This window comes from Actibacterium sp., from assembly GCF_041584535.1.
In the GTDB taxonomy this organism is placed as follows: domain Bacteria; phylum Pseudomonadota; class Alphaproteobacteria; order Rhodobacterales; family Rhodobacteraceae; genus Actibacterium_D.
This window is the reverse complement of record NZ_JBFHDW010000025.1, coordinates 1-14,544: the sequence shown is the minus strand read 5'-3', so window position 1 is coordinate 14,544 and position 14,544 is coordinate 1. Positions and strand designations below refer to the sequence as shown.

The window sequence follows — 14,544 nt, the reverse complement described above, 5'->3', positions numbered from 1 at the left end:
GGTCTGGCCTCGGCGCTGTATCTGCTGCATGTGGAAAACAAATCGGTCGCCGACGCCCGCAAGATGCTCAGCCTGCGCTATATGCATCTGAAGAATGACAGCACCGGGGTGCTGGACTTCCTGCTGGACCAATACGAGGCCGACATCGCCACAGACCCGATGCCAATCCGCCAGTGGTTCGAAACCCGATACGACCCCAAGGCCCTGACCGCCGCCTTTGTCGAAAGCCGCAAGCGGGGCCGCAATGGTTGATCCCGCCCATACGGACGGCAAGCTGATCCTGCGCTGGTTGTGGGGCGGGTATCTGCGACGGTTTCTGGGGCTGATCTTCGCGGCGCTGTTCCTGATGGGGATCGAAGGCAGCATGATGGGGGCGCTCAGCTATACCATCGGGCCGATGTTCGACGAATTGTTCGTCGCCCGCAACCGCGCCGCCCTGCCGTGGATCGCAGGAGCGATTTTCGCGGTGTTCGTTCTGCGGGCGCTGTCAGGGTTTGGTCAGCGGGTGCTGATGGCCAAGGTCGGGCAACGGCTGACCGCTGATCTGCAAAGCGACATGGTGCGGCATATGCTGGGGCTGGATCTGGCGTGGTTCCAGAAAACCCCGCCCGGCAACCTGATTGAACGGGTGCGCGGCGACACCAACGCGCTGGCGACGCTATGGTCGAATATTCTGGCGGCAGCGGGGCGCGACGTGATCGCCACACTTTCGCTGTTCGCGGTGGCGCTGTCGGTGGATTGGCTGTGGACAGTGATCGCGCTGGCCGGTGTGCCGCTGCTGGTGCTGCCGATCACCCGGTTGCAGGACTGGGTGCGCGGTATGGCGCGGCAGGCGCGCAGCTCGGCGGCGACGATCTCGACCCGGCTGGATGAAATCTTTCACGGCGTGCCGACCATCCGCCTGAACCGCATGGAAGCCCGCGAGAACCGCCGCTTTGACGAGGCGCTGGACGGGTTCGTCGATGCCTCGATCCGGTCCGAGGCCGGGCGCGCCGCCATTCCGGCGCTGATGGATGTGATCGCCGGCTTGGGCTTTCTGGGCGTCGTGGTTTACGGCGGCCTGCAAATCATGGACGGCACCAAGACCGTCGGCCAGTTCATGAGCTTTTTCACCGCTATGGCGCTGGTGTTCGAACCGCTGCGCCGGATCGACAATGTCTCGGGCGCGTGGCAAACGGCGCTGGCCAGCCTCGAACGCCTTTACGCGGTCTTCCTTGAGCGCCCGACCATCCTTAGCCCGGCCCAGCCCGCCACCCTGCCCGCCCCTGCGGGCGCGCTGGATATCGTGGTGCGCGACGTGCAGCTTGGCTATGACGAAACGCCGGTGCTGAACGGCCTGACCCTGACTGCCAAGGCCGGGCAGATGACCGCGCTGGTCGGGGCCTCGGGCGCCGGGAAAACCACGGTGTTCAGCCTGCTGACCCGCCTGATCGAGCCGCAATCCGGCACCGTCACCCTTGGCGACGTCCCGATCGAGACGCTGGCGCTGGACGATCTGCGCAGCCAGTTCTCGGTGGTGTCGCAAGAGGCGCTGCTGTTCGACGAAACCCTGCGCGACAATATCCTGCTGGGCCGCACCGATGTATCCGAGGACCAGCTGAACGCGGTGCTGGACGCCGCCCATATCACCGATTTCCTGCCCGGCCTGCCGAATGGTCTGGACAGCCCTGCCGGACCGCGCGGCACCAACCTGTCCGGCGGCCAGCGTCAGCGTGTGGCCATCGCCCGCGCCCTGCTGCGGGATGCGCCGATTCTGCTGCTGGACGAGGCCACCTCGGCGCTGGACGCCAAGTCCGAGCGCGTAGTGCAAGAGGCGCTTGAGCGCCTGTCCAAGGGCCGCACGACGCTGGTCATCGCGCACCGGCTGGCCACGGTCCGGGATGCCGACCTGATTATCGTGATGGACAAGGGCCGCGTCGTCGAACAGGGCACGCATGAGGCGCTGTTGGCGCAAGGCGGCGTCTATTCCGGCCTGTATCAGCTTCAGTTCGCCAGCGATTCCTAAGCGTCGTCCATTCCACCCGGAAACAGCTTGCGTGCCAGCAGAACCCGCGATCCGGCGGTAAAGAAACACAAAGCCCCAAAGCCCCATGCCAGCGGCGAAAACCAATCCGGCCACAGGCACAGCGCCACGAAAAACGCGATGGTTTCAGTGCCTTCCAGCAATCCGCCGGTGAAATACAACGATTTCACCCCGCGGGCACTGGTCTGCATCCGGGCCTTTTCCGCCAGCACCGCAAAGCCCAGAAAGCTGGCGCCGTTGACGTAAAAGCTGGTCAGCAGGAATGCCCCCGCAGCCCCATTCGCCGCCGGATCCAGCCAGACGAACCCCATCGGCACCGCACCGTAAAACAGGAAATCGGCGGTGATATCCAGAAAGCCTCCGAAATCGGTCTTGTGGGTGGCCCGCGCCACCGCGCCGTCCAGCCCATCGGCCAATCGGCTGGCCAAAAGCGGCAGCAACGCCCATCCCGGCGCGCCCAGCGCGATCACCGCCGCCGCCAGCACACCCAGCGCCAGCCCGGCCATCGTCACCGCATTGGCACTGATCCCGGCCCGCGCCAGCCCGGCGCCAAGCCGATTCAGCGGCGGATCAATCAGTTTGCGCATGGCGGCATCAAGCATCGGGGGGGCTCCTGTCTGACGGGATTTCCCGCGAAAACCACAGCCGATACAAGCCGGAACCGACCAAACCAAAGAAAATGTGAGGAAATGGTACCGCCTCCCTGGCTTGAACAGGGGACCTCTGGATCCACAATCCAGCGCTCTAACCAACTGAGCTAAGGCGGCACTGCGGGGCGATTTACCCCCTGCGTCACCGCTTTGCAAGAGGGCACGGCGTGAAATCTGACCCAGCAGCACCCTTGTCTCGCGCTCGGCAACGCGATACCTGATCGCAATCAATCAGGAGGCCGGATCATGGGCATCGACAAACAAAGCGAAATCGCCGCCAATCTGCAAATCGGCCCGACCACGCTGGGCATGGTGCGGATTTACGTTGAGGCCGAGGGCCTTGAACTGCCGTTGGATTTCGAACCCGAAGAAGCCGAAGAAATCGCCGAAGAAATTCTGGCGGCTGCGGCCCGGGCGCGCGCCATGGGCGCGAAACCCGGCAAGGGCAAGAAATAACCTAGACGCCCTGCGCCAACCGTTGCGCCGGGCCGGGGTCGCGCAGCGCCTGCAGGCGCCGTGCGGCATGGCGTGCGAAGGTTCGGGTCACCACCTTGCGCCGGGGTGCCGACAGGGCGTCCTCGGGCGCCATGCGGACGATCTGGGCGTCATAGGCATCGGCCAAAATCAGCCCGGTATCGGCGGGCAACAGATCGGTCGGGAACGCCTCGTCCACGGCCCAGAAAAACCGGTCGCACCACGGCAGATACCCCTGCCATTTGCTGTCGGCCTGAAAATCCGCCCGCGACGATTTGCATTCGATCACCCAGACCTCGCCCTTGGGGCCCAGCGCCATGACATCGACCCGCAAGCCGGGGGTCGGCACCAATTCGACGACAGTGACGAAATCATAGCTGCTGAGGTGGCGGCAGACGCCGCGCGCCAGAATCTGTCCGGGTTGAAGGGTCTTGGTCATCGCAAAAACATGAACAATTCATGAACATCTGGCAAGACGATTTTTGCCGACCGCGACATCAACCCTCTTGCCGCCCCGACCCTGCGCGCCTAGATACCGTTGGTGGCGGGTTTCTGCTCTGCTCGTGTCGGGGTCAAATTCCGGTGGCCTTAAGCAAATCCGAGGGAGCTGGCTCTGTCTGGACCCTGGTTCAGTTACCTGGTGCCCACCTGTACATACAGGTCCTCGGGAATTAGTTGCCTCTACGGCTGCTGCGGTTCTCGCCACACCAACAAAAAAGGCGGCCCCAAGTGCCGCCTTTTGCTTTTATTCAGGTGATCTCAGCGCCGACGGTCGTCGCGCACCCGCACCGGCACCAAGGCCGGGCTAAAGGCCTGTTGCGGCTGGCGCTTGCCACCGCCGAAATCCGAGCCGTGATCGGCCATGCGCATCACCGCGATGCCGAACTGAACCCCGGCGAACACGATGCCGTTGAACATGAACAACATGAGCGCGGCCACCAGCCCCATATTCGAGGTGCTGACCAGATGGCCCAGATTGGCGACGTTCAGCCACAGCAAGCCGGTGACAAACACGGCGGACAGGGCGAACCCGATCAGGATCTGGCGAATATAAAGACGGACAAGCTGCGGCATGGCTTTGATTCCTTATTGCGAGGCAACAAGATAAGTATGGGGTCGCCGCAGCGATTTTCCAACGGTGCCGCTGCGACGCAGGCGGCTTTCAGCCTGAAAAATCGTCAAAATGCCTCGGGTTTGGCCTCGCGCGCCATATGATCCAGCACCGCGTTCACGAATTTCGGCTCGCGACCTTCGGGGAAGAACGCCTTGGCCACGTCCACATATTCCGAGATCACCACCTTGGGCGGGGCTTTGCCGGCAACCAGTTCGGCCCCCGCAGCCCGGAACAGCGCCCGCAACGTCGGGTCAATCCGGGCAATCGGCCATTTCGCCACAAGGGCGCGGTCGGTCATCTGGTCGATCTTGGCTTGCCAGTTCACCGCATCCTCAAGCGTGGTGCGGAACAGGTCGATATCAGCCTCGGCCATCTCGTCGCCTTCATAGACAGCGCCGATACGGTGGGTTTCGAATTCTTCGCGGATCTGATCGACGCCCTGGCCGGAATGCTCCATCTGGAACAGCGCCTGAACGGCATACAGGCGCGCGGCCGATTTCATTTGACGGGTGCTCATACGCTGGCCGGTCCTTCGCTGTCGCCTGCTATCTGGAACGATCCGACGGGACGAAAGCCCACGCCTTTGGTCTCGGCCGACCATTTCCGGCTCAGCGCGATCAGGTGCAGCGCCGCCGCAGCCGCGCCGCCGCCCTTGTTCATCTCGGCGGGATCGGCCCGCACTTCGGCCTGAGGCCGGTTTTCCACGGTCAGGATGCCGTTGCCGACACAGGCGCCTTGCAGACCCAACAGCGTCAGCCCGCGCGAGCTGTCGTTGCAGACCGTGTCGTAATGGGTGGTCTCGCCACGGATCACGCAGCCCAGCGCAACATAGCCGTCAAAGTTCGACTGCCGATGCGCCAGCGCAATCGCGGTCGGCACTTCCAGCGCGCCGGGCACTTCGATCAGCTCATGCGCGACACCGGCCTCGTCCAGCGTGGCCCGCGCCCCGGCGATCAGGTTGTCGGCGATGTCCTTGTAATAAGGTGCCACAACGATCAGCACCTTAGCGGGCTTGTCGAACTTGGGCAGGTCCAGCGTATAGTGGGTCTCGTGTCCGGCCATGGCTTAGCCCTCTCTGTCAATCTTGTGCGTGCCGACAATCGACAGACCATAGCCGTCCAGACCGACGACCTTGGGCAGCGGCGAGTCTGTGACAAGGATCACCTCATGCAGGCCTAGCGCCGCAAGGATCTGCGCGCCCAGACCGTATTGCCGCAGTTTCGGCGGGGCGGCGTCTTCGGCATTGGCCAGCCGCATCGACGTGTCCCGCAGCAGAACGACCGCACCGCGACCGGCGGCGGCGATGGTCTGCATCGCGCGCGGCAATTCGTCATGCGGCTTGGGACCAAGGCCCAGCGCGTCCTCAAGCGGGTTCAGCGCGTGCATCCGCACCAGAACCGGCTCGGGCGTGCTGATGTCGCCTTTGGTCAGAACGATATGCTCAGCTTCCTGCGTTTCGTCGGTAAAGACCCGCATCATCCAATGGCCGCCATAGGCCGAGGTCACCGGCTTGACCAACGCCTCGTTCACAAGGTTATCGTGGCGACGGCGATAAGCGATCAGGTCCGAGATCGTGCCGATCTTCAGCTTGTGCTTTTTCGAGAAGACCACCAGATCGGGCAGACGCGCCATGGTGCCGTCTTCGTTCATGATTTCACAGATCACGCCCGACGGGTTCAGACCGGCCAGACGGCTGACATCGACAGCGGCCTCGGTATGGCCAGCGCGCACCAGCACCCCACCCTCGCGGGCGCGCAGCGGGAACACGTGGCCCGGCGTGGCAATGTCAGCGGCACCCTTGGTCGGGTCGATCGCCACGGCCACGGTGCGGGCGCGGTCATGAGCGGAAATCCCGGTGGTCACGCCTTCGCGCGCCTCGATCGAGATGGTAAACGCGGTCTCGTGACGGGACGAGTTGTAAGACGCCATCAGCGGCAGGCCCAGCGCGTCGATCCGGGCTCCCGGCAGCGACAGGCAGATCAGCCCGCGACCATGCAGCGCCATAAAGTTCACCGCCTCGGGCGTGGCCATCTGCGCCGGGATCACCAGATCGCCTTCGTTTTCGCGGTCCTCGTGATCGACCAGAATGAACATCCGGCCATTCCGCGCGTCTTCGATGATTTCTTCGATCGGGCTGATCGCGTCTGCGTAGGTGTCAGTCATGTCGCATTGCCTGTTCATGGTTCGGCGCCGGAATACTGCAACTGGCAGGGCTTGACCAGTGCAGCAATGGCGCTTGGGTGTGTGTGTATGCACAGCACGGCGCAAGCCGCCCGTGTCTAGGCGGCCTGCCAGTCGGCCAGCCGCGCCACGTAACGGGCCAGAGTGTCGATTTCCAGATTGATCCGGTCGCCGATCCGGGCCGCGCCCCAGGTGGTTTCCTGCTTGGTATGCGGAATGATATTGACGCCGAATTCACAGCCCTCGACCTCGTTCACGGTCAGCGAGGTGCCGTTCAGCGCGACCGAGCCTTTGGGCGCGATGAATTTCGCCAGCGCCTGCGGCGCGCGAAAGCGAAAGCGGGTGCTGTCGCCCTCGTCGGCGACCGACACGACCTCGGCAACGCCATCGACATGGCCCGACACGATATGGCCGCCCAGTTCGTCGCCCAGCCGCAGCGCGCGCTCAAGATTGATGCGGTGGCCCAACGCCCAGCCGCCGATATTGGTCTTGCTCACGGTCTCGGCCGAAATATCGACATCGAACCAGTTGCCCTGATCGTCGCTACCCTTGGCCACGACAGTCAGGCACACGCCGTCACAAGCGATCGACGCGCCCATGTCGATGCCGCCCGGCGCATAAGACGTGCCGATCCGCGCCGTCAGGTCGCCCTTTTGGGTCAGGCCGCGGATGGTGCCGATATCTGTGATGATGCCCGTGAACATATAGCTGCCCTTTCGTTAAGGCCTTACCGTTAGCTACCGTCTTGGCCGAGGGCAAGGCAAGCCCCAGAAAACACGCAAACCCAGCCCTAAAACTGCCTTTTTTCCTGCATAACGTCAGCAAATGCGTGACAAAACCCACCCAAAGCGGCAGGGGACATGCAGGGCGAAACCATAGGACCGGACAGGCAGGCCGATGAAAAACACGTTGGGAAAAGACCGGCGTTTCCTGTTTTTGCAGGGACCACACGGGCCGTTCTTTTACCGGCTGGGCAAGATGCTGCGCTCGGCCGGGGCCGAGGTGTGGCGCGTCGGCTTTAACCGCGGGGACGAGGCGTTTTGGCTGCGCGCCGCGAATTACATCCCCTATGACGGCCCGGCCGAGGACTGGCCCGCGGCCTTCGAGGCGCTGGTTCAGCAACACCAGATCACCGATATCGCGCTTTATGGCGACACAAGGCCGATCCATGCTCAGGCGATTCACTACGCCAAGGCGGCGGGTCTGCGGGTGCATGTGTTCGAAGAGGGCTATCTGCGGCCCTTCTGGGTGACCTATGAACGCGGCGGCGCCAATGGCCATTCGCGTCTGATGGATCTCAGCGTCGAAGACATGCGCGAGGCGCTGCAAAAGATCGACCCCGATCAGCCCGACGCGCCCGCCCATTGGGGCGACATGCGCCAGCACATCTTTTACGGCGCGCTGTATCATTACTTTGTCATGTTCCGGAACGGCCCCTACCGGCATTTCCGCCCGCACCGCGCCCTGACCGTGCGCAAGGAATTCGAGCTGTATCTCAAGCGCCTGCTGCTGATGCCCGCCATCGCCATCGACCGTTTTCTGGCGACGCAACGGATCAAGTTCGGCGGCTTTCCCTATCATCTGGCGCTGTTGCAACTGGAACATGATTCCAGCTTTCAGGCGCACAGCCCGTTCGACACGATGACCGACTTTCTGGACCTGTGCATCACCGGCTTTGCCGAGGGCGCGCCGGGCCACCACCATCTGGTGTTCAAGGCGCATCCGCTTGAGGATGGCCGGGTGCCGCTGAGGTCGGAAATCCGGCGGCTGGCGGCCAAGCATGATGTCACGGGCCGGGTGCATTACGTGCGCGGCGGCAAGCTGGCGCAATTGCTGGACCATGCCCGCACGGCGGTGACGGTCAACTCGACCGCCGCGCAACAGGTGCTGTGGCGCGGTATCCCGCTGAAAGTGTTCGGCGATGCGGTCTATGCCAAGCCGGAATTCGTCTCGCCCCTGCCCCTGCCCGAGTTCTTCGCCCAGCCCGGACGTCCTGATCGCCGGGCCTATCACGACTATCGCCGCTACCTGCTGGAGACCTCGCAAATCCCCGGCGGTTTCTACTCGGCCCGCGCCCGCAGACAGCTTTTGCGACAGGTCGTGGACATGATGCTGGCGACCGAAGATCCCTATGACGCCCTGCGCCTCGGCAGCGCGGCGCCCCGGCAACAGTTGCAGGTCGTGAAATAAGCGCCGAACGAAACGCCTACTGGCTTTTTAAGTTGGGATTCTGTAGGGTTACAAAAAAAACCTCAGGCAGATTTCAACTTCGAGGAAGCAGAGCAGTGAACATCATGGCATCCCGTGGGGCCAGAATTCTGGCGCTTATCGCGTTGGCCACAACCGTTGCGTCCTGTGGACTGCCCCGGTCTGGGCCGAATAAACGTGAGATTTATCAAGGCTCTGTCCAGAAAGAGGGTGATGCCTTTATCGTCACCGTCAATGACCGGGTGACGCGCGCAACAGCGGTGCTGCCGGCGCTGGGGTTCTCGTCGAAATTCCTGAAAGCCGGTGTTGTGGGTTCGGATACGATCCGTCCCGGCGACACGCTGGGCCTGACGATCTATGAGAACGTCGATGACGGGCTGCTGTCCGGCAAGGGCGTGAACGCCAGCGTTCTGGACGAGGTTCAGGTCGATGGCGCTGGCTATATCTTCATTCCCTATGCTGGCCGCATCCGCGCCGCGGGCAACACGCCCGAGCGTCTGCGCCAGATCATCACCGAAAAACTGGACGCCCAGACCCCTGACCCGCAGGTCGTGGTGCGGCGTCTGGCCGGCGATGGCTCGACCGTGACGGTGGTCGGCGGTGTCGGCGCGCAAGGCGTCTATCCGATCGAACGCCCCAACCGCACCCTGTCGGCGATGCTGGCCTCGGCGGGCGGTATCATGATCCCGACCGAAGTCGCGCATATCACCGTGATCCGTGGCGGCGAGCGTGGCGAGATCTGGTTCGAAGACCTTTACGATCACCCCGAAATGGACATCGCCCTGCGCGGCGGCGACCGCATTCTGGTCGAACAGGACAGCCGGGCGTTCTCGGCGCTGGGGGCCACTGGCCGCCAGAACCGCGTGCCGTTCCAGACCCAGACCCTGTCGGCGCTTGAGGCGATTGCTCAGGTCGGCGGTCTGAACTCGGGTCTGGCCGATCCGACCGGCGTGTTCATCTTCCGAAATGAGCCCTCCGAGATCGCCAACGCGGTGCTTGGGCGCTCGGATCTGGTCGGCGATCAGCGCTTTGCCTATGTGCTGGACCTGACCGAGCCCACCGGCATGTTCCAGGCCCGCGATTTCGTGATCCGCGATGGCGATACGGTCTATGTGACCGAGGCGCCCTATGTGCAGTGGACCAAAACGCTAAGCGTTCTGACCGGCGCCGCGTCCTCGGCGAATTCGCTGCAAGCCCTCGCCGGGCAGTAAACCCGATATGGGCCAGATTGATGAAAGCCGCCGGGGCACTGCACCTCCCCGGCGGCTTTTCGTTTATAATGGCGGTTTCCTGACCCAAGGCCGGGTGCGGCGCATTCTGGAATTGTCGGGCTATCAGATCAAACTGGGCAGGCCCGGCCAAGGCGACATGATCGGGGTCTGGGGTCAGTCCCCCACCGCCCCACGGGGCGAGGCCGTCGCCCGCCACACCGACGCGCCGATCCTGCGGGTCGAGGACGCGTTCCTGCGCTCGGTCCTGCCGGGGCGCGCCGGGGGCGGACCGCCGATCGGGCTGATGCTGGATCAGGGCGGTGTGCATTTCGACCCGACCACGCCCAGCGATCTGGAAACCCTGCTGGCCACGCATCCGCTGGACGACACCGCGCTGCTGAACCGCGCCCGCGACGGCATTACCCGGCTGCGCCACCTGCATCTGTCGAAATACAACGCCTTTGACCCGGCAACACCGGTGCCGCCGCCGGGCTATGTTCTGGTGATCGACCAGACGGCGGGCGATGCCTCGGTCACGGCGTCAAACGCCACCCGCGCCACCTTCCGCGAGATGCTGGCCTTTGCCCAGATCGAACATCCCGGCGCCCGCATCCTGATCAAGACCCATCCTGAAACCGCCGCCGGTCAGCGCGAGGGCCATTTCAGCCCCGATCAGGCGCAGGGCCGGATTTCGTTCTTTTCCGACCCCGTTTCACCCTGGGCGCTGCTGGAGGGGGCGATCGCGGTCTATACCGTGTCCTCGCAACTGGGGTTCGAGGCGATTTTGGCCGGGCATCAGCCCCGGGTCTTTGGCCAGCCGTTCTATGGCGGCTGGGGTCTGACACAGGACGAAAACCCGGCCCCCCGGCGGCAGCGCATCCTGACCCGCCCGCAACTGTTCGCGGCGGCGATGATCCTTGCCCCGACATGGTATGACCCCTACCGCGATCAGCTGTGCGAGTTGGAACAGGCCATCGACACGCTTCATGCACAGGCCCGCGCATGGCGCGACGATCATCAGGGCTGGGTCGCCAGCGGTATGCGGCTGTGGAAGCGCAAGCCGCTGCAACGGTTCTTTGGCGCGGTGCATTATGTCGATCCGCTAGCGCGAGCCGAACAGACAGCCGAACGGTCAAAGCGCCGCACGATGGTCTGGGCCAGCAAGGCCGAGGACGCCCGCCCCGGCACGGTCCGGGTCGAGGACGGCTTTCTGCGCTCGCGCGGGTTGGGGGCCGATCTGATTCCGCCCCTGTCGCTGGTTCTGGACGATCTGGGCATCTATTACGACCCGCGCCACGAAAGCCGGTTCGAGCGGCTGGTGAAAACCTCGGCGGCGCTGCCGCCAGCGGAACAGCACCGGGCCGAACAGCTGATCGCGCGGCTGACCCGCGCCGGTCTGAGCAAATACAATCTGGGCGGCAGCCTGCCCGAATTGCCGCCGGGCCACCGCATTCTGGTGCCCGGACAGGTCGAGGATGACGCCTCGATCCTGACCGGCACCGACGTGGTGCGCAGCAATCTGGACCTGCTGGCCCATGTGCGGGCCGAAAACCCCGAGGCGGTGCTGATCTATAAACCGCATCCCGATGTCGAGGCCGGTCTGCGCCTTGGGGTCGTGGCCCCTGCAGATCTGGCCGGGCTGGCCGATGTCGTCGCCACCAATGCCGACCCGATCGCCCTGCTGGCCGAGGTGGACGAGGTCTGGACCCTGACCTCGACACTGGGGTTCGAGGCGCTGTTGCGCGAGGTGCCCGTTACCTGTCTTGGCACGCCATTCTATGCCGGTTGGGGGCTGACCCGCGATCTGGGCCGGGTGCCCGCCCGGCGGCAGGCACGGCCCAGCCTTGCGCAATTCGCCCATGCGGCGCTGATCGGCTATCCGCGCTATTTCGACCCGGTGACAGACCAGCCCTGCCCGCCCGAAATCGCCGCGCTGCGGCTGGAACAGGCCGATATTCCCCGCCCTGGTGCCGCCAACCGGATGCTGGCCAAGGCGCAGGGGGCGCTGGCCTCATATGCGCATCTTTGGCGCAGGTAAATCGCCGGATTGTGACTTGTCTGGCGGGCAATTTGGGCGCACCCTGCGCGCATGAAACACAAACTTTCCATAGTTCTGGCCCTTGCGCTTACCGCCGGATGCACGGTCGCCCCGGGCACCCCGTCGTCACGCGATTGGTTTGTCGCCTCAAACCAGTTGATGGTGTTCAAAGACGCCGCCGATCCGGCCGCCTTTACCGTGCGCGGCCTGACCGGTGCCGGTCCCGAGAATTACTGGTGCGCCGCCGGTGACTTTGTGATGAACCACTTGCACAAACCCGGTGACACCCGGATTTACCTGAGCAAACCGCAATACCGCGACCCGGCTGCAGGTGGTGCCTATACCGTCGGCTATACCCTCGCCCCGGATGCGGCCCTGTTGGCCGAGGCCGAGTCTCAGTCCGGCGCGGTCTTCCTGTCGCTGAAAAAGCCCGGCGCGAACATGATCGCCTTCCAGTTCGGGTCGGATTGCTATGAGGTCGAAGTCATCGACGGCAACTTTCTTGTCGAGTCCGGCCAGCCTGACTAGGATAGCACCGGTTTCTTTCCCCGCTTTCTGACACGCGGCCCCCAGCGCACCGGCCATGCAGACGATTTTCAGCCTCCCAACCCGCGGCCCCGGCCTGTATGAATTCACCGCGCAGGTGCGCGACTGGTGCGCGCCGCATCGTGGCGAGGGCCTGTTGACCCTGTTCGTGCGCCATACCTCGTGTTCGCTGGTCATTCAGGAAAACGCCGACCCCGAGGTGCAGACCGATCTGCGGAATTTCTTTGCCCGGCTGGTGCCGCCTACCTCCGACCCATCGATGGCCTATCTGACCCACACCTACGAAGGCCCCGACGACATGCCCGCCCATATCAAGGCGGCGCTGCTGCCGGTCAGTCTTGGCGTGCCGGTCAAGGATGGCCGGCCGTTGCTGGGCACGTGGCAGGGCCTCTATCTGTTCGAGCACCGCACCGCCCCGCATACCCGTCAGGTGGCGGCGCATCTGGGCTGATCTCCCCAATATATTGCGCCAAATTTATCCCCTACCCAAACCCTAGCGGCTGACCTATAGTGGCTGTGGATAACTTGGGATCAACACCGAGGAGGGGCCATGCGCTGCCCGTTTTGCGGAAATATCGACACACAGGTCAAAGATTCACGCCCTGCCGAGGATCACGTTGCGATCCGGCGCAGGCGCCTGTGCCCGGCCTGTGGCGGACGGTTCACCACCTATGAACGCGTGCAATTGCGCGATCTGGTCGTGATCAAATCCAACGGTCGCCGCGAAGATTTCGACCGCGACAAGCTGGAACGCTCGGTGCGGATTTCCCTGCAAAAACGGCCGGTTGAGCCGGAACGCATGGATCAGATGATCTCGGGTATCGTGCGCCGCCTGGAAAGCCTGGGTGAAACCGACATCCCCTCGAAAACCATCGGCGAGATCGTGATGGAAAGCCTGGCCCGGATCGACACCGTGGCCTATGTGCGCTTTGCCAGCGTCTACAAGAACTTTCAGGCCGCCGACGATTTCGATAAATTCGTCAGCGAATTGCGCCCCTCGGTGCAGCCCGAAGAGTGAGCAGCCCGGACGACAGCAGATACATGGCGCTGGCCCTGTCACTGGGGCGGCGCGGGATGGGGCATTGCTGGCCCAACCCGGCCGTGGGCTGTGTGATCGTGCGCGAAGATCGCATCGTCGGTCGCGGCTGGACCCAACCGGGCGGCCGCCCTCATGCCGAGGTCGTGGCGCTGGCCCAGGCCGGCGATCAGGCCCGCGGTGCCACCGCCTATGTCAGCCTTGAACCCTGCGCCCATCACGGCAAGACCCCGCCCTGCGCCGAGGCGCTGATCGCGGCGGGCGTGGCGCGTGTTGTCAGCGCGGTTCAGGACCCCGACCCGCGTGTGGCAGGCGGCGGCCATGCGATGCTGCGCGCGGCGGGGATCAACGTGACCACCGGTGTGCTTGAGGCCCGGGCCCGCGACGATCACAAGGGTTTCCTGCTGTCGCGTCAGGTTGGGCGGCCGATGGTGACGCTGAAACTGGCGACCTCGTTCGATGGCCGCATTGCCACCGCCAGCGGTGAAAGCCAGTGGATCACCGGGCCGGAGGCCCGGCGTCTGGTCCATGCCATGCGGGCGCGGCACGATGCGGTGATGGTTGGCGGCGGCACGGCACGGGCCGATGATCCGTCGCTGACGGTGCGGGGGTTGGGCGTGACCCGGCAACCGGTGCGCGTGGTCTGTGCGCGCAAGCTTGATCTGCCGCTGGATGGTGTTCTGGCGCGCACGGCGCGGGACGTGCCGCTGTGGCTGTGCCACGGCGACAGCGCCGCGCCCGATCTGCAATCGCAATGGGCGGCGCTGGGGGCAAAGCTGATCCCGGTCGCGGTCGCCAAAGGCGGGCGGCTGGACCCGGCGGCGCTGTTGACGGCGCTGGGACAGGCCGGGCTGACGCGGGTGTTCTGCGAAGGCGGGGGCGCGCTGGCGGCGTCCTTGCTGGGCGCGGGTCTGGTTGATGAACTGGTCGGCTTTACTGCTGGGCTGGCGTTGGGCGCCGAAGGCCGCCCCGCCATCGGCGCGATGGGCCTAGACGCGCTGGCCGAGGCCCCGCGCTTTGACCTGGTCGAAACGCAGGTGGTGGGCGGCGACGTGCTGCACCG

At 64.4% G+C, this 14,544-nt stretch carries 16 protein-coding genes, 1 tRNA gene and 1 pseudogene; 10 read left to right on the top strand and 8 right to left on the bottom strand.

Features of this window, described 5'->3' with window-relative positions; translation table 11 throughout:
- Positions 1–252 (top strand): annotated as a pseudogene (locus ABYW26_RS02515) (protein tyrosine phosphatase); the annotation flags it as partial.
- Entirely contained in the window at positions 245–2,005 is a 1,761-nt protein-coding gene (locus tag ABYW26_RS02510; protein ID WP_372603168.1) for an ABC transporter ATP-binding protein, read from the top strand. The pseudogene ABYW26_RS02515 and the gene ABYW26_RS02510, both read left to right, overlap by 8 nt.
- Here the strand turns inward: ABYW26_RS02510 and ABYW26_RS02505 are convergent.
- Both ABYW26_RS02505 and ABYW26_RS02500 read right to left on the bottom strand, forming a co-directional pair.
- Positions 2,002–2,625, bottom strand: a complete 624-nt coding sequence (locus tag ABYW26_RS02505) for a CDP-alcohol phosphatidyltransferase family protein (RefSeq protein WP_372603167.1) — start codon at positions 2,623–2,625, stop codon at positions 2,002–2,004. The genes ABYW26_RS02510 and ABYW26_RS02505 overlap by 4 nt on opposite strands.
- A gap of 88 nt (positions 2,626–2,713) precedes the next feature.
- Positions 2,714–2,790 (bottom strand) — tRNA-His (locus tag ABYW26_RS02500).
- Between the two features lie 129 nt (positions 2,791–2,919).
- On the opposite strand from ABYW26_RS02500, the gene ABYW26_RS02495 reads away from it, so the two are divergent.
- Complete coding sequence (locus ABYW26_RS02495) at positions 2,920–3,129, top strand: DUF6324 family protein (protein ID WP_372603165.1); 210 nt, start codon at positions 2,920–2,922, stop codon at positions 3,127–3,129.
- A gap of 1 nt (position 3,130) precedes the next feature.
- Here ABYW26_RS02495 and ABYW26_RS02490 read toward each other — a convergent pair whose 3' ends face one another.
- The 6 genes from ABYW26_RS02490 to ABYW26_RS02465 all read right to left on the bottom strand — a co-directional run bounded on the left by ABYW26_RS02490 (position 3,131) and on the right by ABYW26_RS02465 (position 7,146).
- Positions 3,131–3,586 (bottom strand): MmcB family DNA repair protein, encoded by a 456-nt coding sequence (locus ABYW26_RS02490; protein ID WP_372603164.1) that lies wholly within the window; start codon positions 3,584–3,586, stop codon positions 3,131–3,133.
- A gap of 320 nt (positions 3,587–3,906) precedes the next feature.
- Positions 3,907–4,221 carry a hypothetical protein gene (locus ABYW26_RS02485; RefSeq protein WP_372603163.1) on the bottom strand — a complete coding sequence of 105 codons (315 nt, stop codon included), beginning with the start codon at positions 4,219–4,221 and terminating at the stop codon, positions 3,907–3,909.
- Positions 4,222–4,325: 104 nt separating this feature from the next.
- A complete protein-coding gene (nusB, locus tag ABYW26_RS02480; protein ID WP_372603161.1) occupies positions 4,326–4,778 on the bottom strand; it encodes a transcription antitermination factor NusB in 453 nt (150 codons plus the stop codon).
- Positions 4,775–5,323 carry a 6,7-dimethyl-8-ribityllumazine synthase gene (locus ABYW26_RS02475; protein ID WP_372603160.1) on the bottom strand — a complete coding sequence of 183 codons (549 nt, stop codon included), beginning with the start codon at positions 5,321–5,323 and terminating at the stop codon, positions 4,775–4,777. The genes nusB and ABYW26_RS02475 overlap by 4 nt, the downstream gene beginning before the upstream one ends.
- A gap of 3 nt (positions 5,324–5,326) precedes the next feature.
- Entirely contained in the window at positions 5,327–6,424 is a 1,098-nt protein-coding gene (gene ribB / locus ABYW26_RS02470; RefSeq protein ID WP_372603159.1) for a 3,4-dihydroxy-2-butanone-4-phosphate synthase, read from the bottom strand.
- A 116-nt stretch (positions 6,425–6,540) separates the two neighbouring features.
- Entirely contained in the window at positions 6,541–7,146 is a 606-nt protein-coding gene (locus ABYW26_RS02465) for a riboflavin synthase (protein WP_372603158.1), read from the bottom strand.
- 193 nt (positions 7,147–7,339) lie between these two features.
- Between ABYW26_RS02465 and ABYW26_RS02460 the strand changes: the two genes are divergently transcribed.
- From ABYW26_RS02460 to ribD, 7 genes are all read left to right on the top strand, one after another.
- Positions 7,340–8,632 carry a capsule biosynthesis protein gene (locus ABYW26_RS02460; RefSeq protein ID WP_372603156.1) on the top strand — a complete coding sequence of 431 codons (1,293 nt, stop codon included), beginning with the start codon at positions 7,340–7,342 and terminating at the stop codon, positions 8,630–8,632.
- A 104-nt stretch (positions 8,633–8,736) separates the two neighbouring features.
- The gene (locus tag ABYW26_RS02455) at positions 8,737–9,861 is read left to right on the top strand and encodes a polysaccharide biosynthesis/export family protein (protein WP_372603171.1); all 1,125 of its coding nucleotides are present in this window, start codon (positions 8,737–8,739) and stop codon (positions 9,859–9,861) included.
- A gap of 7 nt (positions 9,862–9,868) precedes the next feature.
- The gene (locus tag ABYW26_RS02450) at positions 9,869–11,899 is read left to right on the top strand and encodes a capsular polysaccharide biosynthesis protein (RefSeq protein ID WP_372603155.1); all 2,031 of its coding nucleotides are present in this window, start codon (positions 9,869–9,871) and stop codon (positions 11,897–11,899) included.
- Between the two features lie 51 nt (positions 11,900–11,950).
- Complete coding sequence (locus ABYW26_RS02445; RefSeq protein ID WP_372603154.1) at positions 11,951–12,427, top strand: hypothetical protein; 477 nt, start codon at positions 11,951–11,953, stop codon at positions 12,425–12,427.
- 55 nt (positions 12,428–12,482) lie between these two features.
- Positions 12,483–12,896, top strand: a complete 414-nt coding sequence (locus ABYW26_RS02440; RefSeq protein WP_372603153.1) for a secondary thiamine-phosphate synthase enzyme YjbQ — start codon at positions 12,483–12,485, stop codon at positions 12,894–12,896.
- A gap of 99 nt (positions 12,897–12,995) precedes the next feature.
- Positions 12,996–13,463 carry a transcriptional regulator NrdR gene (gene nrdR / locus ABYW26_RS02435; RefSeq protein ID WP_372603152.1) on the top strand — a complete coding sequence of 156 codons (468 nt, stop codon included), beginning with the start codon at positions 12,996–12,998 and terminating at the stop codon, positions 13,461–13,463.
- A gap of 23 nt (positions 13,464–13,486) precedes the next feature.
- On the top strand, positions 13,487–14,544 hold a 1,058-nt coding region (ribD, locus tag ABYW26_RS02430), incomplete at its 3' end, for a bifunctional diaminohydroxyphosphoribosylaminopyrimidine deaminase/5-amino-6-(5-phosphoribosylamino)uracil reductase RibD (protein ID WP_372603169.1).